23 protein-coding genes, 1 tRNA gene and 1 pseudogene are annotated in these 21130 nt (G+C 39.3%); 3 read left to right on the forward strand and 22 right to left on the reverse strand.

Annotated elements, in window-relative coordinates; all coding sequences use genetic code 11:
* Window positions 1-40: 40 nt before the first annotated feature.
* The 7 genes and pseudogenes from NSU13_RS12825 to NSU13_RS12855 all read right to left on the reverse strand — a co-directional run.
* Entirely contained in the window at window positions 41-400 is a 360-nt protein-coding gene (locus tag NSU13_RS12825) for an HNH endonuclease (RefSeq protein ID WP_125587594.1), read from the reverse strand.
* Between the two features lie 96 nt (window positions 401-496).
* Window positions 497-1063, reverse strand: a complete 567-nt coding sequence (locus NSU13_RS12830) for a hypothetical protein (RefSeq protein ID WP_125587593.1) — start codon at window positions 1061-1063, stop codon at window positions 497-499.
* Between the two features lie 155 nt (window positions 1064-1218).
* Complete coding sequence (locus tag NSU13_RS12835) at window positions 1219-2118, reverse strand: hypothetical protein (protein ID WP_211043143.1); 900 nt, start codon at window positions 2116-2118, stop codon at window positions 1219-1221.
* Window positions 2119-2229: 111 nt separating this feature from the next.
* Window positions 2230-2940 (reverse strand): hypothetical protein, encoded by a 711-nt coding sequence (locus NSU13_RS12840; protein WP_211043141.1) that lies wholly within the window; start codon window positions 2938-2940, stop codon window positions 2230-2232.
* Between the two features lie 90 nt (window positions 2941-3030).
* Window positions 3031-3369, reverse strand: a complete 339-nt coding sequence (locus NSU13_RS12845) for a hypothetical protein (protein ID WP_125587590.1) — start codon at window positions 3367-3369, stop codon at window positions 3031-3033.
* Window positions 3370-3386: 17 nt separating this feature from the next.
* Window positions 3387-4625 (reverse strand): PIN-like domain-containing protein, encoded by a 1239-nt coding sequence (locus tag NSU13_RS12850; RefSeq protein WP_125587589.1) that lies wholly within the window; start codon window positions 4623-4625, stop codon window positions 3387-3389.
* 237 nt (window positions 4626-4862) lie between these two features.
* Window positions 4863-5118 (reverse strand): annotated as a pseudogene (locus NSU13_RS12855) (hypothetical protein); the annotation flags it as partial.
* Window positions 5119-5410: 292 nt separating this feature from the next.
* Between NSU13_RS12855 and NSU13_RS12860 the strand changes: the two are divergent.
* On the forward strand, window positions 5411-6391 hold the full coding sequence (locus tag NSU13_RS12860) for an SDR family oxidoreductase (RefSeq protein ID WP_211043138.1): 981 nt from the start codon (window positions 5411-5413) through the stop codon (window positions 6389-6391).
* A gap of 447 nt (window positions 6392-6838) precedes the next feature.
* On the opposite strand, the gene NSU13_RS12865 is transcribed toward NSU13_RS12860, so the two are convergent.
* The 10 genes from NSU13_RS12865 to NSU13_RS12910 all read right to left on the reverse strand — a co-directional run bounded on the left by NSU13_RS12865 (window position 6839) and on the right by NSU13_RS12910 (window position 14405).
* Window positions 6839-6912 (reverse strand) — tRNA-Arg (locus NSU13_RS12865).
* 120 nt (window positions 6913-7032) lie between these two features.
* The gene (locus NSU13_RS12870) at window positions 7033-7557 is read right to left on the reverse strand and encodes a metallophosphoesterase (protein WP_265192796.1); all 525 of its coding nucleotides are present in this window, start codon (window positions 7555-7557) and stop codon (window positions 7033-7035) included.
* A gap of 14 nt (window positions 7558-7571) precedes the next feature.
* Window positions 7572-8174 (reverse strand): XTP/dITP diphosphatase, encoded by a 603-nt coding sequence (locus tag NSU13_RS12875; protein WP_162860205.1) that lies wholly within the window; start codon window positions 8172-8174, stop codon window positions 7572-7574.
* A 10-nt stretch (window positions 8175-8184) separates the two neighbouring features.
* Entirely contained in the window at window positions 8185-8913 is a 729-nt protein-coding gene (gene rph / locus NSU13_RS12880; protein WP_046311987.1) for a ribonuclease PH, read from the reverse strand.
* A 151-nt stretch (window positions 8914-9064) separates the two neighbouring features.
* Complete coding sequence (locus NSU13_RS12885; RefSeq protein ID WP_034279767.1) at window positions 9065-10126, reverse strand: GerMN domain-containing protein; 1062 nt, start codon at window positions 10124-10126, stop codon at window positions 9065-9067.
* Between the two features lie 102 nt (window positions 10127-10228).
* Window positions 10229-11044 (reverse strand): glutamate racemase, encoded by an 816-nt coding sequence (racE, locus tag NSU13_RS12890; protein WP_034279765.1) that lies wholly within the window; start codon window positions 11042-11044, stop codon window positions 10229-10231.
* A 10-nt stretch (window positions 11045-11054) separates the two neighbouring features.
* Window positions 11055-11495 (reverse strand): MarR family transcriptional regulator, encoded by a 441-nt coding sequence (locus NSU13_RS12895; RefSeq protein WP_034279763.1) that lies wholly within the window; start codon window positions 11493-11495, stop codon window positions 11055-11057.
* Window positions 11496-11644: 149 nt separating this feature from the next.
* Window positions 11645-11869, reverse strand: a complete 225-nt coding sequence (gerE, locus tag NSU13_RS12900) for a spore germination transcription factor GerE (RefSeq protein WP_003184172.1) — start codon at window positions 11867-11869, stop codon at window positions 11645-11647.
* Between the two features lie 205 nt (window positions 11870-12074).
* The gene (locus tag NSU13_RS12905) at window positions 12075-13391 is read right to left on the reverse strand and encodes a citrate:proton symporter (protein WP_081125285.1); all 1317 of its coding nucleotides are present in this window, start codon (window positions 13389-13391) and stop codon (window positions 12075-12077) included.
* A gap of 153 nt (window positions 13392-13544) precedes the next feature.
* A complete protein-coding gene (locus tag NSU13_RS12910) occupies window positions 13545-14405 on the reverse strand; it encodes a LysR family transcriptional regulator (protein WP_024423208.1) in 861 nt (286 codons plus the stop codon).
* Window positions 14406-14540: 135 nt separating this feature from the next.
* Between NSU13_RS12910 and NSU13_RS12915 the strand changes: the two genes are divergently transcribed.
* On the forward strand, window positions 14541-15671 hold the full coding sequence (locus NSU13_RS12915) for a PrpF domain-containing protein (RefSeq protein ID WP_144496286.1): 1131 nt from the start codon (window positions 14541-14543) through the stop codon (window positions 15669-15671).
* Window positions 15672-15697: 26 nt separating this feature from the next.
* On the opposite strand, the gene NSU13_RS12920 is transcribed toward NSU13_RS12915, so the two are convergent.
* From NSU13_RS12920 to NSU13_RS12940, 5 genes are all read right to left on the reverse strand, one after another.
* On the reverse strand, window positions 15698-16417 hold the full coding sequence (locus NSU13_RS12920) for a biotin--[acetyl-CoA-carboxylase] ligase (protein ID WP_342474527.1): 720 nt from the start codon (window positions 16415-16417) through the stop codon (window positions 15698-15700).
* A 77-nt stretch (window positions 16418-16494) separates the two neighbouring features.
* Entirely contained in the window at window positions 16495-16956 is a 462-nt protein-coding gene (locus NSU13_RS12925; RefSeq protein ID WP_101676790.1) for a thioesterase family protein, read from the reverse strand.
* Window positions 16957-17077: 121 nt separating this feature from the next.
* A complete protein-coding gene (gene sdhB / locus NSU13_RS12930) occupies window positions 17078-17842 on the reverse strand; it encodes a succinate dehydrogenase iron-sulfur subunit (protein ID WP_034279749.1) in 765 nt (254 codons plus the stop codon).
* A gap of 1 nt (window position 17843) precedes the next feature.
* Window positions 17844-19604, reverse strand: coding sequence for a succinate dehydrogenase flavoprotein subunit (sdhA, locus tag NSU13_RS12935; protein ID WP_034279746.1), 1761 nt, complete (start codon window positions 19602-19604; stop codon window positions 17844-17846).
* A gap of 37 nt (window positions 19605-19641) precedes the next feature.
* Window positions 19642-20250, reverse strand: coding sequence for a succinate dehydrogenase cytochrome b558 subunit (locus NSU13_RS12940; protein WP_024423213.1), 609 nt, complete (start codon window positions 20248-20250; stop codon window positions 19642-19644).
* 283 nt (window positions 20251-20533) lie between these two features.
* On the opposite strand from NSU13_RS12940, the gene NSU13_RS12945 reads away from it, so the two are divergent.
* Window positions 20534-20977 (forward strand): YslB family protein, encoded by a 444-nt coding sequence (locus NSU13_RS12945; protein WP_024423214.1) that lies wholly within the window; start codon window positions 20534-20536, stop codon window positions 20975-20977.
* Window positions 20978-21130: the final 153 nt, after the last annotated feature.

Raw genomic sequence — 21130 nt, forward strand, 5'->3', positions numbered from 1 at the left:
GATTATAAAGATAGTTCCACATTGATCACATGTGCATTTTTTATAATCCATTTCCAAACCCTCCATCTTCTTTAGCTGTCTTCCTACCGTAACAGGATACACATAGCAGCTGCCAGTTAGAAGAATCCCAGAATAATTTTTTATCTCCCTTATGTGGTTTGAAGTGATCCACTACTGTATCAGCAATCCGTTTGCCTTGTAACATACAAGACTGACACAAAGGATGCTTTGCTAGATCACCTTCACGCGCTTTACGCCATCGGCTGTTATACCCACGGCGTGACGATGATTCACGGAACAGATCATATAAAGGCTTTGATGTCCTATGCTGCTGGCAATATCCTTCGCACGTTAGTTGAGGACATCCAGGTTCATTACACGGCTTTAATGACTTTTTCATTCATGTTCTTTATCCCCTCTATAAAACGTTTATCTTTAGCCTCTCTTTTAAGAGAGGCTAAAGATAAACGTTTTATAGCATAATAATATATCTAACTTAATTTGAATTTAAATCTTTTGCCTTTTTAGTATATATCGCTTTAACTTCCTTATCTGACAAAACTTTTCCATCTTGTATTTCTTGCTTAGTTCGACTCCATTCTGATTTTAGGATTACTTGCTGAAACATTATTATTTCTTTTTGATGTTTCATTGCAACATCTTTATCAAATTCGTCATTTTTTAATAATAACAAGAGAACATAATTGAATTCATTAATAAGTTTTTTCGCATATTCCTCTGTTGGATTGACTAGTAAACTGATATTAATTTGTAATCTCCTTATTGTTGCAATACTCTCACCGAAGTTGAAATCATCCTTCCATTCTTTCTCTTCTTGTGAATGTCTCAATAACGAATCCCATTTGACAATATGTAGAAATATCAAGTCATTAATTTCCACAAAATTATCTCTCATTTTATTAACCCATTCAATTCTTTGACTACTTATAGTGTCCACAATAGACGTCCTTCTTGCATTTTTTACTTGAATCACAATTGTTATAATACCAGTAACAACAGAAACAATACCTGCAATAATTGCAGCGGTTATAACTTCATTCATTAAATCTCCCCCTTTTATTTTTACCGGTGAATTTCGAAATTTGTCAAACGAAAAACGACCTCTACAATGGAAGCCGCTCTCAATTTATCACCTAATACCATCATAACCGCACTCAGACAAAATGCTTTGCCAAAAGTGTGCCATTTTATTAAAACTTATATAATTGGCTTGAAGCCACTACCTGTCCCTGTATATTCAACTTTCTTTATCGCTTCTAAGTCAACATATTCACCTTCTTCTTGTGTATCGTAATATGTAAAGTGTTTATATTTGATGAACACAGTAATTACTTGAGAATCTCGAGAAGAAAAGTTTCGATTGATTTCATTTAAAAAACTGATAATGTCTATTTTTTCCTTATTTTCGTATTTTTTTCTAACCCAGTATTTAAAATCATTAATTATTACTTTTTCTGGGATAATTCTAATGGATTCACCTTTAGCAATTTTTGTGTCTAAATCTGAAGTTTTCTTATTAAGTTTAATTAATAATTCGTCTAATTCTTCTCTGCTTATAGATTGCTCTTCCTTTTTAAATAATCCTTGTATTAATTCCTCGGTGCCATTTCTGTAATCTGAAACAGATTTTAATAATTCTTGTCTAAAATCAATTAATTCTTCTAATGTTTCTTTTAATTTCTGTATAGTATCTTGAGAAACTGATTGTGACTCAGCTAATTTCTCAGCAGTCTCTCTAATATCAACGATAGACTGCCTTTGACCAGCTACGTCTACTAAAGTCATTAAAATAGCTATAACCGCTAGTATTATAGAAATTCCTGTAGCCATAACATTAACTTGATTTCCGGCATCTTTATCGCTACCAAAAGCTAATACTAATGTAAATGTAATGATTAAGAGTGCAATAATAATATTGTATACAAAATGACCAATGCCTATTTTTTTATTTATCACCATAAATCCCCATTCTCTTTTTAAAGACATTATATAACTAGAATAGTTATTAATCCACACAATCCACCAATTAACCATATCTATTATTGTGTCTAACTCAGGGAATCGCTGAATCCTTTGCCCCTCTTGCTGTTCAGCCATTTTATTTAAAATGAGCTGGACATTTTCTCGTTATGGTGAGTTGATGAAAATAATCTCAAAAAAAGCCCACGTTTAATACCGAGGACTTTCAACTAACTCTATACACCTATTTCAATTTGATATAGTGCTTAGAATCCCATTCTCAAAATATAAATACTTATTCCCTTTATAAATCCACTGCTCCATAGTATGATCTGCTGTTTGAGTTTTGTTTATCTTTTCAGGCTTCCCCCATCCTTCAATTAATACTTCTTCTTTAGACATACCAACAGAAACACTTTGAGGACTATTAGTTCTCTCTTCTATCACAGTTGCTCTTTCTCTTATAGCAGAATACTTTTCTGCTTCTTCCACTTCCTTAATATTTTCTTGAATTTGGTCATCTTTATCATTTTGCAAAGCATCTATGTGTTTTTTATTATTTTCTTGGGTTTGAAGAAAATCTAAATCTGCATGACTGTTTTTGTATTTTACTTTATCTAACATTGCATCAACATAAGTATAATCATCATAATTATCTAAACTCACTTTAGCACCTTTTAACTGTTCTAACTTTTTGTATGCGGAAGCTATAAAATAATAATCTTTTTTAAATTCATTTTCTAAATCCCTTGTCTTTTTAATAACATGATCATATTCTTTATTTTTAATAAAATTAATAATTTTTTTGTCTTCTTTAGTGAGGTCATGTTTCTTTTGAGTTATTTTTTCTTCTCTTGATGATTCTTTAAGTTTATCTCCATTGAACTTAGTAACATTTTGATTAGAGCATCCGAATAAAGCAACTAAAAGTACGAATAAAACAAGAAGAAAATTTTTCATTGGAAACCTCCAACATATTATTTAAGTTCAAGTGACTAAATAACCCGATTTTTAGCATATCGTTAGAAAAAGCACCCCTTAGGGGATGCTTTATTTACTAAAAATAAGTCGATAAATCATTTCTTCATTGCGAATATCTTCTTTAAATTTTGACCTATCCAAAGAGTAAAGATACCATTTTTCATGACTATTAGAGGAATTAGCTAACTCCACTTTTATGATATCGGGAAAACTGTATGTATACTCTTCACCATTTTCTGGATTCTCCAAATGAATCAATAAAAGTACTCCTGTTCTAGTTACAAATAAATCATGACCAAGTATTTTATGCCATATACTCTCATCAAATCCTGGAATATCAGGTTCATAACTAATTTGAATCCTTTTAAAAATATTAAAACAACTAATCAAATTTTTATCAAATTTCATTTATATCCTCCTATTTTTTAAAAGAGCTCATTATAGACATAACGACTAAAACTATCAATATCCACTATAAGGCCCGACACATCATTTATTAATTTAATTTCAATATCGTTCATTAGAATTTCTAATATAATTTCAGTATATGGTCTACCAAATTTCTTTTTAAGTAGATTGAATAACTCATCGAAGTAAAGAGGTTTTTCATTAAAATAGTGCAGCTTATTTACTATGAATTTGCAAAATTTAATCATTAATTCACTCTTATCTTCTTCACTTAATTCATTCATTTTAAATGAAAAAGGGATTTTAAATTTTTCACCTTTCATATTATAAAAAATAGCATCTTCGTATTTCTCTTCAAACAACTTGGTTTTAAACGCTTCACTTACTTCTTTAACCTCTGAAACAGCTGATTGATCTAAACCACCCTTAATTTCTATAAATCCAATAGAGCTAAACATATAAAAATCTTTCTCTGATTTATTAGAGAATTCATTTAACAATTCTACTCTAGGACCAATAATTCTTCCTTTAGCTTCATACCACCAATCTTCTTTTTTTTCATCAGTTATGAAAATTATATTTGTGTTATTTTCGACAGCATAATCCAATACCTGTTTCCAAAGAATGAAGTCACCATACTTATTTTGTATCTGTACCCCATTATAATATTTAATACCTTTTTTATTTTTAACATCCTTATATCCAGGTGGTATTTCGTTATTAAATCTATTGTCTGCTTCTTTCATAATATCTATTAATTCTTCTTCAGAATAGGGGTCACCGACTCTATTACTATACAAATCAGTGATTTTTGATTTTATCGAATCACTTTGTAAAAGATCATCTTCTTCACTAATCTTTTTTAAATTATGTACCTTTACCTCAATTACTTTTTTAATCTCGTAAACTAAAGAATCTAAGTCATCTTTATGTCTTTTTTTAAAATTTGACAGATCTTTATTGAGTATGTCTCTAATTTTGTCAGGTATCTGTTGAAAAGCTGAACATACTTTTTCATTCGATCCTCTCTGTTCTAAAATAACTGATTTTCTATTGTAATGATATTCTAATCCTACGTGATGTGGCATCCATAAATTTTCTTTATATTTATCTAATAGTTCGAGAATTTGATCTGAAGTTTCCTTAGTGTATCTATATAAATTTAATAAAACGTTGGTATCAATAACAATTATTGACTCTTCCCAAATATTTTTATCTTCTTTATCAAAATAAAATTCGCGAAATTTCTCTTTCAATCTAATTCCTCCTATACAGATTTCATAATGATTATCGAACATAATTGCCTAATTTGAAGTAAATGCAAATTTTGTCGAACGAAACACCCTCTGCTATAAAAAAGTCTTTAAATTTATGACCTATTACAACAAGCCTACTCTCTTGGAATATGGGGTTTCCTGATAAAAAGTCGAATTTCATTTTTAAACTAATTACTGAAACATTTAAACATCCACCTGTCATGAGTACATGTGGGACTATAAACCGAAATTGTCCTTTGTCTTATCCGTTGTATCTTGTATAATCCCGATATATCGTAATCTAACGTCTGGTGTTGAATGATTGAATATTTCTTGCAACAAGGCAACGCCTTTGAATTTCTTATAGTGCCAATAACCAAATGTCTTTCTCAAAGTAAAGGTCGGAAACTTCAAAAGTTTCTTTACCAATAAGAGAAAGGGAAACCAATTCTGCGGCAATTAGCTTTACATATTTAAAGAGTGGAGTCTGACTACCTACTTTGAAAATCTCATGAACAAAATTGAGATACCTAATAGGACCTGTAAAATACTCTTCTTCGCCTTCATACATTTTTCGACTTCCGATAAATTGGTCTGCAACTTTTATTACTTCCCAGCCTTGATTGCTGATGCGTATTCAAACACCTTGAAATTCCAACCTACTCATAAAAGCTTACTAAAACTCTTCAAATAACTCCTTCACAAGTTTATTCATTATTAATACTTGGATTAGCAGTAAACAACATAAACATTTAAAGGGAATAAGTACGTTTGGAGGGAATTCAATGACACAAGATTCTGATGAGAGTAAGTTGCAACAAATAAAACAAATGCAACAGATGTTTCTAGAGAAAATGAAAACTCAACCTTATCCCATGTATCCTAATTACGGAAAAATCACACGCTATGAAGAAATCCCAATTAATTTACCTGAACAACGTCAACTTCGTCATCCTGGTGTAGAAGGTTTAATGGTACCACTTCCAATTATTGAAAATACAAATTACAAAGGGAGTGGTAAGTTAGCGGGAAAAGTTGCTCTCATTACAGGAGGGGATAGTGGTATTGGTGCAGCAGTAGCCATTGCCTTCGCAAAGGAAAGTGCTGACGTTGCGATTGCATACTTAGATGAACATGAAGATGCTAATAGAACAAAAGCAAGAATCGAAGAACTCGGGCAACATTGTTTATTGATGCCAGGAGACTTGCGAGATAAAAGGCAATGTATCAACATTGTAGAGAAAACAGTAAAAACCTTCGGGCGTCTAGATGTTCTATGTAACCACGTTGGTATCCAATTTCAACAACCAAGCCTTCTTGACATTACAGACGAACAATTCGATGACACCTTTAAAGTCAACATATACTCACATTTTTACACAACCAGAGCAGCGCTTCCATACTTAAAACCAGGCAGTTCTATTATCGGCACTTCTTCAGTCGTAACGTATGTAGGGGAGCAACAAATGATTGATTATACAGCCACAAAAGGTGCAATTGTTGGTTGGACACGTGCTTTGGCTAAAAATGTTGTAAAACAAGGAATTCGTGTAAACGCTGTTGCTCCTGGTCGAATCTGGACGCCACTCATTGCAGCAAGCTTCTCGTCAGATCAAGTGGGTGTATATGGAGCATTTAATCCAATGGAACGAGTTGCACATCCATTTGAACTCGCACCAACATTTGTTTATCTTGCTTCTGATGATTCACGTTTTGTTACAGGTCAAGTGCTGCATGTTGACGGCGGGGAATCCACACATTCCTAATATAAGGAGGTCATTGGATTGAGATATGAATTTAATCCAAAAGTAGAGTTATTACTTGTGAATCATTCAATGAAAAAAGTTACTATGGTTTATATGGAGCATTCATGGCTAATGTCTGAAATTGGACGTAGACCGCCTTATTATTGCTACCCACATTACGAACTGAATTATCCAATCATTTAAATAAATCGCAGTTATTCAGGCACGTTTAGGGCATACAAAAATGGATACAACTATGTCAATTTACGCTCATGTCATTGAAGAAGCTGATCAGAAATCAGCCACTCATTTTGATAGCTTCTTTGATACAAAAACAGGGAACGGAAATACTTAAAAATAAATCCGCTCCCAAAACCCTGTTTTGAAGCGAGTTGCGAACTAATGTTTCAATGAACAAAAAAGCCTGAAACCCTTTCTTATCAAGGGTTTCAGGCTTTTAAAATAGTACGTCCCAGGAGAGATTCGAACTCCCGACCGACGGCTTAGAAGGCCGTTGCTCTATCCTGCTGAGCTACTGGGACATGTTGTTATGTAGTGTGCTGTGGTGTATTACCTCAGCGACAAGATTTATTATATTACTATTGTTCTTTAAAGTCAACGGTTTTTCGAAAGTTTTTTCATAAGGGGCAAATGCTGCACCCTTATGAAATACCTTCCAATGTGACAGTGTTTTCGAGGTCTTGTATTGCAAGACCTTCGTCCGTGAAAAACTGTACGTTTGCTTCGCTTCCATCTAGTGTCAGTATAGCATAGCTGCGCTCTTTTCGCACTCTTGGCAGGTGCACGCTGCCTGGGTTAATGAGCAGTTTTCCTCTTAGCAGTTCACTGCCTGGGATGTGCGAGTGGCCAAAGCAGATAATGTCTGCGCCCAGCTCTTCTGCACGGTAGTAGACTTGAAGTAAGGATTGTTTGATGCCATGCAGATGTCCGTGAGTGAGAAATAGTTTTCCGCCCCCATCAAGTGGGAGCAGGAGCTCTTCTTCAAAATCGCCCATAAAGTCACAATTTCCTTTGACGACTTTGTATCCTTCAAGTGCTGGGTGGTTCGTTTCGAGTTCTGAATCTCCGCAGTGGATCATCATGTCAACTTCAGCCTCATGCCGTTTGGCAATGGTTTGAAGTTCGTCTGTGAGTCCATGACTGTCACTAATGATGAGTATCTTCATGGCTTCATTCCCCCTTATTCATTTGCGTCTAGCAGTGATGAAAGCTTTTGAAGCGCGACCGCTCGATGGCTGATCTTGTTTTTCTCCTCTGGTGATAATTCGGCCATCGTCTGGTCTTTGTCTTTGACGATGAAAATCGGGTCGTATCCGAAGCCGTTTTCGCCGATCGGTTTTTCAGCGATGAAGCCTTCTACTGATCCTTCTACCGTCTTTGTTTCTTTTCCCGGTATGCTGACAGCAAGGGCACATCTGAATCTGGCTGTGCGGTCTTCTTTTTCAATGCCTTGAAGTTCGCTCAGCACTTTTTCCACATTCTCCGCATCGTCTTTATGCTCACCTGCGTATCTCGCTGAATACACGCCAGGTTTTCCGCCCAGATAATCAATTGACAGACCGGAATCGTCTGCAATGACCATTTCACCTGCTTTGGCTTGAATGGCCTCCGCTTTGATGATGGCATTTTCTTCGAAGGTTTGTCCTGTTTCTTCAATTTCTTCAGTAAAGCCAATGTCTGCTAGTGTTTTGACCGTGAATCCTTTTGGCTCAAGAATGGCTTTGAATTCTTTCGCTTTACCCGCATTGTGCGTTGCAATGATGGCTGTTTTCATCCTGATCAAACCCTTCTCTTTATTCGATGACTTCTCCTGTTAGTGCTTTTTGCTTTTCGATTAATTCTTTGATGCCCTTTTCGGCTAAATCAAGCAGTCCGTTTAGCTGTTCTCTTGAGAATGTCGCTTCTTCGCCTGTTCCTTGAAGTTCAACAAAGCGACCAGCGCCTGTCATAATGACATTCATATCTACTTCAGCAGAAGAATCTTCTTCATAGTTTAAATCTAACAGAAGACCTTGCTGAGAATCAATTCCGACGGATATCGCCGCTAAATAATCAGTAATCGGGTTTTCTTTGATGACTCCTTCAGCCCGCAGCTTTTGAATCGCAAGTGTCATGGCAACAAAAGCACCTGTGATGGATGCTGTGCGTGTGCCGCCGTCTGCTTGAATAACATCACAATCAATCCAAATGGTGCGTTCGCCAAGCTTTTCTAAGTCAACAACTGCGCGGAGTGCTCGTCCAATTAAACGCTGAATCTCCATAGTGCGTCCTGTGACTTTTCCTTTAGATGATTCTCTTATCGTTCTTTGTGCAGTTGCTCTTGGAAGCATGCTATATTCTGCTGTGATCCAGCCTTTTCCTTCTCCTCTTAAAAAAGGAGGTACGCGGTCTTCGATCGATGCGTTACAAATCACCTTCGTATTTCCCGCTGAGATTAAGACAGAGCCTTCTGGGTGCGTGATGTAGCCTGCCTCTATTTCAATTTTTCTCAATTCGTCATATTGTCTTTCATCTAATCTCATGTTTTACCTCCGTTACGATATACATTCCTCGCGAGTGCCAGCGGGGTTCTCCTACTAACTTTGACAACCTCAGCTCGTTCTAATCGCTTGGAATAAAAAAGAGGCAGCGAATATGCATGCCTCTTTTTCTCCATTATATCAATGTGTGACGTTAAAAACTACCTGTATTCACTTGTTCTGGTCGTGAAACCGGCTTTGTAAGCTCTGCTCCTTTTTCGTTCACAAGCTCAGCCTTGCCGTTCACCTTGACAGATACGCTTTTGACGTCCGGCAGCTCGGTTAATGTGAGCACAATGCTATCAAGAACTTTTTGTGAAATGACCTTTTTCTTTTCATCTGCACTGCCAAAAATGGATTCGTTGAAATCAAGTGTCACATGGCCATCTTTTACTTTTGGTACATCATTCAGCTTCACATCTTGATCGAAGTCTGTAAGCAGATGGCTTTTTTTGCTTGGTCCAGAGACGAGCTCATCAATCGCTGCTGTAATCGGATCATCCTCGTCTTTTGGCGCTCTTTTGGTCACCGGAACATAGTACGTCTGTTCATCAGATTCAGCTAAATAGTAAACCGTCACTGGCTTTGTCGCTGTCATATCAGCAGCAGCCTCGTGCTGGATATTAATACCGTCTTCTCTGCTTAAATCATCTGAGATAGGTGTACCGTTCACAGGCATTTCTTTTAGTTCATGTCCATTCATCTTCAATTTGACTTTGGCTATGGAATCAAACTGTGTTAACGTCCAAGTAACAGATTGCAGGATGCGCTGCTCGTCTTCTTTTTTATAGTTTTTAAATTCATTTGAAAAATCGACAACCGCCGTTCCGTCTTTAATATCGACAGATACGCTCGTATCCGCTGGCAAAACTGCTCTGAATCCATTCGGCATTAAGTTCGAAATAGGCCCCCCATCCACGAGATATTCAAGGGTTTGTTTGGCACTCCCTTCATTTTTCGGCAATGGAATGGATTGAGATACGACATACCCGTTTTTATCTATTAAATATAATTCTCTCATGACCGTATCTGCCTGCTTCTCTTCTTTTCCTTCTTTGGCTGTTTGTTTATCTTCTTTATTTTCTTTCACATATGTGACGTTTTGTGGCGGGTCAATCTCTGTTTTCGCTTGGTCTGTTTGAAACAATCCGCATCCTGACAAAAGCATGGCTGACGCGATACACGTAACAGCTGCTGTAGATCCTTTTTTCAGCATACTTCACCCTCCTCTAGTAGTTTGTACTACTATGTATACGAGCTCCCCCAGAGGATTAGACCCTTTTCATAAAAAAATAACCCACTTCAAAATAGAAGGGGGTTATTGCTGGTAGATGTGTTCAAGTGACACAGTTTCGACCTTCCCTGGCAGGTAGCCAAACCAGTCACGAGCGATGTTTTGAAAATTTTGCTGCTGCCCCGTTGTGTAAAATGTATGGACAGGCGCTTCTTTAGAGGTATTTAACAGCCCTTTATATGAAAGAATCGTACTCGCTTCTCTCGCTGTCTCATCCCCTGATGAAATGATGCTGACATCACTGCCCATAAAGCGCTGAATCGGCTCTTTTAAAATCGGATAGTGTGTACAGCCAAGTATAAGTGTATCAATTCCTGTTTCCTTCATCGGTTCAAGGGAATCTTTCACCACTGCCTCTGCTGTCTGATCTAAAAACGTACCGCTTTCCACAAATGGGACAAGGAGCGGACACGCCAGACTTTGAACTGTTAGACCTGCTTTTAGTGACAGCAGCGCTTCTTTGTATGCCTCGCTTTTGATCGTATTGACTGTGCCAATAACGCCAATATGCTGGTTGTTCGTCACTTTAATTGCTGTACGGGCGCCAGGCTGAATGACGCCAATAACCGGAATATCAAGCGTTGCTTTAATTTCATCCAGTGCGATCGCTGTTGCTGTGTTGCATGCAATGACGAGCATTTTAATATGGTGGTGTTTTAATAAGTAGTGTGCCATTTCCCATGTATATTGAAGAACTTCTTCTTCTTTCCTTGGGCCATATGGACATCGTTTTGTATCGCCTACATAAATGATTTTTTCTTTTGGCAGTTGTCTCATGATTTCCTTTGCAACGGTTAAACCGCCGACGCCGGAATCAATGACGCCAATTGGTTGATCCAACAAAATCGCCTCATTTTCTTTTCATTTGCTGCTGTAGTTTCGTTAAGGATTGGTTGAAAACGATGGCTTCTTCTTCTGAGAAAGCCTCTAGAAGTTCACTGACGTATTCTTGGCGTTTAGCAATCACTTCTTGAATGATCCGCTCGCCTTCAGGCAATAAATGAATGCGAACCACGCGGCGGTCAGATGGATCTTTCACCCGTTCGACAAGTTCACTTTTTTCCATTCTATCAATTAAATCAGTGGTTGTACTGCAAGCCAAGTACATCTTTTGTGACAGCTCGCCTATTGTCATATCTCCGAATTCATAAAGCCACTGAAGCCCAATGAATTGTGGAGGTGTAATCGTATATTGATTCAGTATTTCTCTGCCTTTTTGCTTAATAATTGCGGCAATGTGACGCAATGATTTTTCAATCTCTGCAACATGGCCTGACTCATTCGTTTCCATTTAATTGATACCTCACTATAGCATCTCACTTTGATTAAAACGTACATGTCTATTTTCCTCGTTTTTCAAAGAAAATGCAAGAAGAGACTCATGGAAACCATATAGAAATAACCGGTTCCTTCCCGATATGGAAGGAAAACCGGCTGACTTTAGAGCTCTAGCTCACCCATACGCAGAAGCTCGACTACGGCCTGTGAACGGCCTTTGACTCCTAGCTTTTGCATGGCATTCGAAATATGATTTCGAACAGTCTTTTCGCTAATAAAAAGCTCGCTTGCAATTTCTTTTGTTGTTTTATCTTGGACGAGCAATTCGAATACTTCTCTTTCTCTTTTGGTTAATAGCGGCTTGGATTGAAACTCTTTCTCCTTCAAGTATTGTAACCCTCCTTGCTAAGGTGAGAGCTCTAGTCTCTATAGAATGGGATTCTGTATAGTCGAGATATCATATGCCGGGTGCCTGAGGTAGGTGACGTTAAAATCAAGAAATCCCGCATATCAGCGTCCAATTTCTACGCTTTCATCCACGCAAAAAAGGACGAGTCTCCTCCCCGAGACATCGCCTTTTTTTGCGTGGTATTTAAAAGATTGAAATGGCGCCTGTTAACAATGCAATAAGTGTTGTAAAAAGGGCAGTTAACACGGTCCATAGCAGTGCATATTTTTGCAAATCACCAATATCTTTGTTCAGCATACTGACAAGCAGCAGTGTTGAAGCGACAAGCGGACTCAGTAAGTGAACAGGCTGCCCTATGATAGAGGCACGTGCAATTTCCACCGGATCAATCCCATAAGCTGCGCCGGCTTCAGCCAGGATTGGCAGCACTCCGAAATAGTAAGCATCGTTTGAGAGCACAAATGTAAATGGCATACTCGTCAAAGCCACAATCAGCGGAAAAAATGAGCTGTAGGAATCCGGAATCATGTAAATGACCAAATGGGCAATGGCCTCAACCATTTTTGTTCCAGAAAAGATCCCTGTAAAAATCCCTGCTGCAAATACAAGTGTAATGACCGTTAATGCGTTGCCTGCATGAGATAAAATTCGCTCGCGCTGATCTTCAACCTTTGGATAGTTGATCATAAGAGCGATGACAAATCCAATTAAAAAGAGTACAGGAATTGGTATGATATCCATGACGAGTGTGACCATGACAGCAACTGTAAGGAAGAAGTTAATCCAAATCAGATTCGGTCTCTTGATATCGGCTACTCCATCTTCAATTGACGCAGCCAATTCAGGAGAAATGGACGGCTCTTCTTTGTACTGAATCTCTGCAATCCCAATCCGTTTTCTTTCTTTTTTCCCAAGTACATAAGCAGTAAAAAGTATAAAAAGACCGCCTCCAACCATCGTTGGGAGTAATGGAATGAAAAATTCGCCTGCATCTAATCCAAGCGCCGCGATTGCACGAGTAGCCGGGCCGCCCCATGGCGTCATTCCGCTCATAATTCCTAATGATAATAATGAAATTGTTCCTAAAATTAATGGGTTCATCCCGATTCTTAAGAAAAGTGGCAGCATCGCTGATACGGTAATCATGTACGTTGTTGTTCCGTCACCATCTAATGCAACAAGCATAGACAAAATTGCTACCCCAAAAGCAATTTTGACAGGATCACCTTTTACAATACGTAGAATGAGTTTAATCAGAGGATCAAACAATCCAGCATCCAGCATGACACCGAAGAATAAAATCGCAAATAACAATAAAGCAGCTGATGGTGCAACAGTTTTCAGTCCATCAAGCATCATGTCCCCTAACCCTTTGTTAAAGCCGCCGATCAATGCAAATATGATAGGTACAACGGTTAGAGCCACCACCGGATGCATACGTTTTGTCATAATGAGAAATGTAAATGTCAAGACCATCAAGATCCCTAAAATAGCTAGCACTTTATATCCCTCCATCCTCTTCTTTACATGATCTCCAAGCGCCCCCTTGCACTTGCGATCTATATGTTAGCGCTTTCTATTTCAAGGATATAATAGCTTTTTTTATAATGAAAATATCGATTTTTTCGTTTATTCAATAAATTTCTTTTATAATCAACCTTGCTGATTTCTTAAAAACTCAATGAACGCTTTCACCACAGACAAATGAAGTGAGTCTGGCTGATACATGAGCCATGTATCTCTTAAAACAGGCTGTCCATCTTTATACGAAAGTCCTTTTACAAATAACTCATCACTTGGTCTGAGGCAAATTTCTGGGACAATGGCATAGCCTAAACCATGCTTCACCATCTCTTTTGATGTATCCTGACGGTCTGTCTCCATCGTGACAAGCGGAGGCATTGTGAATGTTTCCTGCCACCATCTGTTAATCAGCCGTTTTAATGAACTGTCTGTATGATAGTCAATGAGCGGCAGATTCGGGAGATCCTTTAGCTGAATCTCTGATTTTGAAATAATGCAAAGACGCTCTTTATCAAGCAAAAAACGCTCTCCATTCCAGTCATAATCACCTCTTAAAATCCCTAAATGCACACTTGATGTTCCTAATAAATCCATTACCTTTGTGCTCCATCCTGTGTTGACCATAAATTGAACATGTGGATACTGCTTAGAAAATTCTTTTAATATTTCTGGTAGTTTATATTGGGCAAAGTTACTTGAGACCCCTAATCGGATCGTTCCTTTGACCTTTTTTTGCATATTGAGCATGCCATCTTTCGTTTGCTGCAGCTGTTTGAGCATGTCATTTGCGTATTTAGCCAAGTATTCGCCCTCTGATGTAAATTCAATTCCTCGTTTTCTTTTAAAGAAAAGCTTCATATCAAACTCCTCTTCAAGCTGTTTCAATCGATAGCTTAAGGCAGGCTGAGAGACAAATAATTTTTCTGCCGCTTTTGTGATGTTCTTTTCTTCATAAAGTACCTTTAAAAACCGCCAATCTTTTTCATCCATTGTATGGCCTCCTTTTCTACTAATTATAAAATATTTTTATTGATTTCTCTTAAAATAATGTATTTAACTTATTTCTTATTATACTTTACCATTTTGGTTAGATAAACAGTTCATTAAAAATTGAGGGTGAGAGTCATGAGAAAAGTTCCAATCACAATCATGCGAGGCGGTACAAGCAAAGGGGTATTCATTCACGCAAACAATGCACCATATGAACACGATGAGCTCGAGGCATTTCTATTAGACATTATGGGCAGCCCTGACCGGCTGCAGGTCGATGGGATCGGCGGCGGTAATTCTTTAACAAGTAAAGTGGCCATTATCGATAAAGCCACACGCCCGGATGTGGATGTGAACTATACATTTGCACAAGTCAGTATTAATGAGAGATATGTCGACTTTAAAGGAAACTGCGGGAACATCTCATCAGCCGTTGGGCCGTATGCGATCATTAAAGGACTTGTTCAAGCGGTTGAGCCCATTACGACTGTACGTATTCTCAATACCAATACAAATAAAGTCATTACGGCAGAGGTCGAAGTCGAAAATGGGGAAGTAAAATTTGAAGGACAGGCAGAAATTCCAGGCGTAAAAGGAACCGGTTCTCCCATTTATTTATCCTTTGAGAATCCTGAAGGCGCTGTCACAGGTAAAACCTATCCGACTGGAAACAAAATGGATACGATTCAAACAAAATTTGGAGAAATTCCAATCTCGATCGTTGACATTGCAAATCCAATTGCCTTTATTCGCGCCAAGGATATTCAATTAAAAGGAACTGAATTACCTGAAGAGTTTACAGACGAATTACTGGATGATTTAGAAGAAATTCGTTCACTCGCTGCTGAAATGTGTCACTTTGCACCAAAAGAAATGGCCACATTACAGTCTCCAGCTGTTCCAAAGCTTGCGCTCATCAGCGAGCCTGCGGATTATGTAGATACAAATGGAATCTTGAGACGAGCAGCAGATATGGACATCATTGTTCGTATGCTATCAATGCAAAGACCGCACCAAGCACTTGCCATTACCGGCTCTGTCTGCGTGACAGCCAGCTGTTTCCTGGGTGAAACGCTTCCTTCTCAGCTGTTCCAAGGTCAAGATGACACCCTTCGTATTGGGCATCCTGCCGGGATTATGCAAACGGAAATTGACATCTCTCAAAACAGAGTCAAAGTCATTCGAACCGCAAGAGAAATTCTAGACGGAGTTGTTTTCACAAAACAAGATTATGTGATTCAGCCTCATATTAAAAGAGAAGCTTAAAGCAGACGAGAATATCGTCTGCTTTTTTAATGCTGAAGCGGTGCATCTATATCTCCGGCAGAATGAGCTTTTATCTGCCCTTTCTCATCTTTGAGCTGGAGATGACCGTAGCGGTTGACTCCGCAGCAAATGCCCTCTTCCCATGTTTGTTTTTCACGGTCTAACGAGATCCGCAGCGGTTTATGAAGACGATATAACCGTTTGTTATAGAGGGAAGTGAGTGCTTCAAACCCTTCATTCTTCCAGCGTGTATGATATTTTTCAAAAGCGGCGGCAAGTTCCTTCACAAGCTGATCGGCTTTTACCTCTGTAAGCTCTGATAGGCAAATGGTTTTGTACGGAACATGCTCCGGCCTTGTCTTCACATTGATGCCAACCCCGATATAAATGGCGGTACGGTCCGCTTCAATCAATGTGCCTGATACCTTTGCTTCATTGATGAGAATATCATTTGGCCATTTGATCGCCAGCTGATCCTCAGCCCTGATGAGAGGTTTGAGTACATCGTAGATCGCTAGTGCCGTCAGCGGAGCAATCGTTGACTGGGTGGAGAGTTCTTCTGGCAGCAAAACCGTCATGGTCAAAGCGACATTCCCTGCAGGCGTTTCCCACGGCCTGCCTAGCCTGCCTCTTCCTTCTGTCTGCTGATGTGCATAGACAGCAAATGAAGGTTTTTCTCCTTGCTGAATGAGCCTTTTCGCTTCATTATTTGTACTATCAATGGTGTCATATTGAAAAATCTTCATGTGTTCTCCTTTTGTTCTTCTTGATATGATCTTTTTATTATAACAAAATGAAGCTTACACGTTGCTGAGGCTGCATGCTATCCATTTCGCTGAGCTTGAAATGTATCTTTTTCTTCCTCTGTAAATGGGACAGGTGCGCCTGTTTCTTTATTAATTTGCACCATAGTGACTGAGCCGGTAAAGCATGGTTCCTGCTGCTCGTTTTCTCCTAAATAATGAAGGATAAGTGAGCTTGATCCGACTTTTTCCGGCTTTACATACACACGAAGTCGCTCTCCTATCTCCACCTGTTTGATGTAATCACATTGCAGGTTTGCCACGACTGTAATCGTCTCTTTCACACGTTTCATTCGTTTATCCACAATTCCTGTTTTTTGAAAAAAGGCAATCCGTGCTTCTTCAAAATACACAAAAGGGGTGACATTGTTCATATGGCCGAACATGTCCGTTTCTGAAAAACGGACAGTCGTTTCGACATAAAATCGAAAGGATGCTCTCCATTCTTCAAATGGTTCCTCAATATATGATGGAAGTCTCACTTCATCATCTCCTTATTCATCAATAAACGCCTCTCCCATATTGGAAGAGGCGTTTATTTTGTGTTCCATCCAGCCTCTTTTAAACACTCATCATGATTGGCAAAGAGGACTGAATGTGATGTTATTCTGCGTGATCGCTTCCGAAGAAGTTACGGAAAGCTTGTAATGTTGTATCTCGGTTAAGTGCTGCAATTGACGTTGTCAGCGGGATTCCTTTCGGACAAGCCTGCACACAGTTTTGAGAGTTCCCGCAGTTCGCAAGACCGCCGTCTCCCATAATTTCTTCTAGACGGTCTGACTTATTCATCGCACCTGTCGGATGTGCGTTAAATAGACGAACTTGCGAAAGCGGTGCAGGGCCCATAAAGGAAGACTTATCATTCACGTTTGGACAAGCTTCAAGGCAGACACCACATGTCATACATTTAGAAAGCTCATACGCCCATTGACGTTTTTTCTCAGGCATTCTTGGTCCAGGTCCAAGATCATATGTGCCATCGATCGGCACCCATGCTTTTACTTTTTTCAAGGAGTTGAACATGCGGCTTCTATCAACCTGCAAGTCTCTCACGACCGGGAATGTCTTCATCGGCTGAAGACGGATCGGCTGATCTAACTTGTCAATCAAGGCTGTACATGACTGGCGCGGTTTTCCATTAATGACCATAGAACAAGCTCCGCACACCTCTTCAAGACAGTTCATGTCCCAGTTGATCGCCGTTGTTTTTTCACCTTGTTTATTGACCGGGTTACGTCTAATTTCCATGAGTGCGGAAATGACGTTCATATTTGGGCGGTAAGGGATTTCGAATTCCTCATCATAAGGCTTTCCATCTGCTGTATCTTGACGTGTGATAATGAATTGAATTGTGTTTTTTTCACTCATCTTATTTCTCCACCTTTTTCTTCGAGTAATCTCGTTTACGAGGTGCAATTAACGATACATCGACGTCCTCATAGTGGAATGCAGGCTTTTGATTTTTCCCTTTGAACGTAGCCATCGTTGTTTTAAGGAATTCTTCATCGTTTCTTTCTGGGAATTCCGGTTTATAGTGTGCGCCTCGGCTTTCATTCCGGTTATAAGCCCCGATCGTAATGACTCTTGCCAGCTGAAGCATGTTGTCAAGCTGACGTGTGAAGGCAGCGCCTTGGTTGCTCCATGATGCGGTATCATTGATGTTGATCTTCTTGTAGCGCTCCATTAGTTCTTCAATCTTCTGATCTGTTTTTAAGAGTTTGTCATTGTAACGAACCACTGTCACGTTATCCGTCATCCATTCTCCAAGCTCTTTATGAAGCACGTACGCATTTTCTGTTCCGTCCATGCTGAGGATGTTGTCCCATTTCTCCTGCTCTTTCTTCACGGCACTGTCAAATAGTGCAGAAGAAAGGTCTTCCGCAGATTTTTCAAGACCGCTAATGTACTTCACCGCATTTGGTCCAGCGACCATTCCGCCGTAAATCGCAGAAAGAAGTGAGTTTGCACCAAGTCTGTTTCCGCCGTGCATTGAGTAATCACATTCTCCGGCAGCGAATAGACCTTTGATATTCGTCATTTGATCATAATCGACCCATAATCCGCCCATTGAGTAATGAACAGCTGGGAAGATTTTCATCGGCAGCTTACGCGGGTCGTCACCCATGAATTTTTCATAGATTTCAATGATTCCGCCAAGCTTAATATCAAGCTCTTTTGGATCTTTGTGAGAAAGATCGAGATATACCATGTTCTCTCCGTTGATGCCAAGCTTTTGCTCGACACATACGTCAAAGATTTCACGCGTTGCAATGTCACGCGGTACAAGGTTCCCGTATGCTGGGTATTTTTCTTCAAGGAAGTACCAAGGCTTCCCGTCTTTATACGTCCAAACACGTCCGCCTTCACCACGAGCCGATTCACTCATGAGACGAAGCTTGTCATCTCCTGGGATCGCTGTCGGGTGAATTTGAATGAATTCTCCATTTGCATAATGCGCACCTTGCTGATAGACGATGGACGCAGCAGATCCAGTGTTAATCATGGAGTTCGTTGATTTACCGAACACGATTCCAGGACCGCCTGTTGCCATGATGACTGCATCTGAACGGAAGGATTCAATTTCCATTGTCGTCAAGTTCTGCGCGACAATCCCGCGGCATACTTCCTCGTCATCTAAAACAGCGCCAAGGAATTCCCAGCCTTCATATTTCGTGACAAGTCCTGCTACTTCATAGCGGCGAACCTGCTCATCCAGTGCGTATAATAGCTGCTGGCCTGTTGTAGCTCCAGCAAACGCTGTACGGTGGTGCTGTGTTCCCCCGAAACGGCGGAAGTCCAATAATCCCTCTGGTGTTCTATTAAACATAACACCCATACGATCAAGTAAATGGATAATGGACGGCGCTGCTTCACACATTGCCTTTACTGGCGGCTGGTTGGCTAAGAAATCTCCGCCGTATACCGTGTCATCAAAATGCTCATAAGGTGAATCCCCTTCACCTTTTGTATTAACCGCTCCGTTGATTCCGCCCTGTGCACATACAGAATGCGAACGTTTCACAGGTACGATTGAAAATAGTTGAACAGCTGTTCCCGCTTCTGCTGCTTTAATAGTTGCCATGAGACCAGCTAAGCCGCCTCCGACAACGATGATGCTAGAATTACTCATTGTAGCCCCTCTCCCTCTTCTACTAATCTATTTCCTCTTAAACAAAAGCGAAAATTGCTCTTAGCCCTACATATGAAAGCGCTATAAATATACCTAATGTCACATATGTGGAGATTCGTTGTGAGCGTGGTGAAACAGTAATTCCCCAGCTGACAGCAAATGACCACAAGCCATTAGCAAAGTGGAAAATAGTAGATAAAACGCCGACAATATAGAAGCCTAGCATAAATGGAGAGCTTAAAATATTCGCCATCATGTCATAGTTGACTTCAGCTCCAAGCTGAGCTTGAATTCGTGTTTCCCATACGTGCCAAGAGACAAAAATCAATGTGATAATACCTGAAATCCTTTGCAGTCTGAACAGCCAGTTTCTTAAGTAACTGAAGCGAGACGTGTTGTTTTGTGCCGTAAAGGCTATGTACACCCCATAAACAGCATGATAGATCAGTGGTAAGAAAATCACGAACAGCTCAAGTGCATATCTGAAAGGAAGCTGTTCCATAAAGTGTGCAGCTTTGTTAAACGCCTCAGGTCCATTCGTCGCAAAGTGGTTAACCACTAAGTGCTGTATTAAAAATAGACCGACCGGAATGACGCCAAGCAAAGAATGCAATCTCCGATAAAAAAATTCTTTGTTCCCCGACATTACTTTACCCCCTAGTAAAAAAAGTGCAATTGCTTGAAAATTGTCTTACCCCCGCTTCTTTCAATTGTAAGCACTTTATTCAAATTTATTGACAATTTCATTTTACTCCTATGTCAAAAAAGCGTCAAGAAACCGCGTACATAAATTAAAATTTTCCGAAATTTAAAAGTTTTAAATCAAAATTCGTTTTACTACAATAAGAATTTCTTAGACTTCAGGGAAAACTCTGTCATCATATGCCCACATAAGCTATAATAAATTGTTGAAAGAGGGGAGCCGTACAATGAATAAATTCGAATCTAACTTAGAACAGCTAAAAGAAATTGAAGTCAATGGATTTGCCTACGAGCTGATACGCGAAGTTCTGCTGCCTGATATTCTTGGTCAGGACCATTCATCTATGATGTATTTTGCGGGTAAACTGCTTGCTCGTAAATTTCCTCAAGAGTCATGGGAGAAGATCCCCGAATTTTTCCATGATGCCGGATGGGGGACTCTCACAATGGTCCATTCGAAAAAACAGGAAATTGAGTTTGAGCTCGAAGGTCCACTAGTATCAAATCGACTCACCTATCAAAAGGAGCCATGCTTTCAGATGGAAGCGGGTTTTATTGCTGAACAAATTCAGCTTCTGAATGAGCACGTGGCTGAATCCTATGAACAAGTGAAAAAGCGTGCTGAGAAAGTCATTTTAACCGTTAAATGGGATTTAAGAGACCCTAGCTAATACTCTTGATAAAAGGCGCGGACTTCAGGTCACGCCTTTTTTATATGTCTACATCTATCATAGCATACTTAATGAATGGGTTTACGCCCGTTTCAGCCGATTCCATATAGAAAAAAGAGGCGACCCTCTTTCATGAGAGCACCTCTTTACCTT

Origin of the sequence: Bacillus sp. FSL M8-0049 (assembly GCF_038593355.1) — a bacterium.
Lineage (GTDB): Bacteria > Bacillota > Bacilli > Bacillales > Bacillaceae > Bacillus > Bacillus safensis.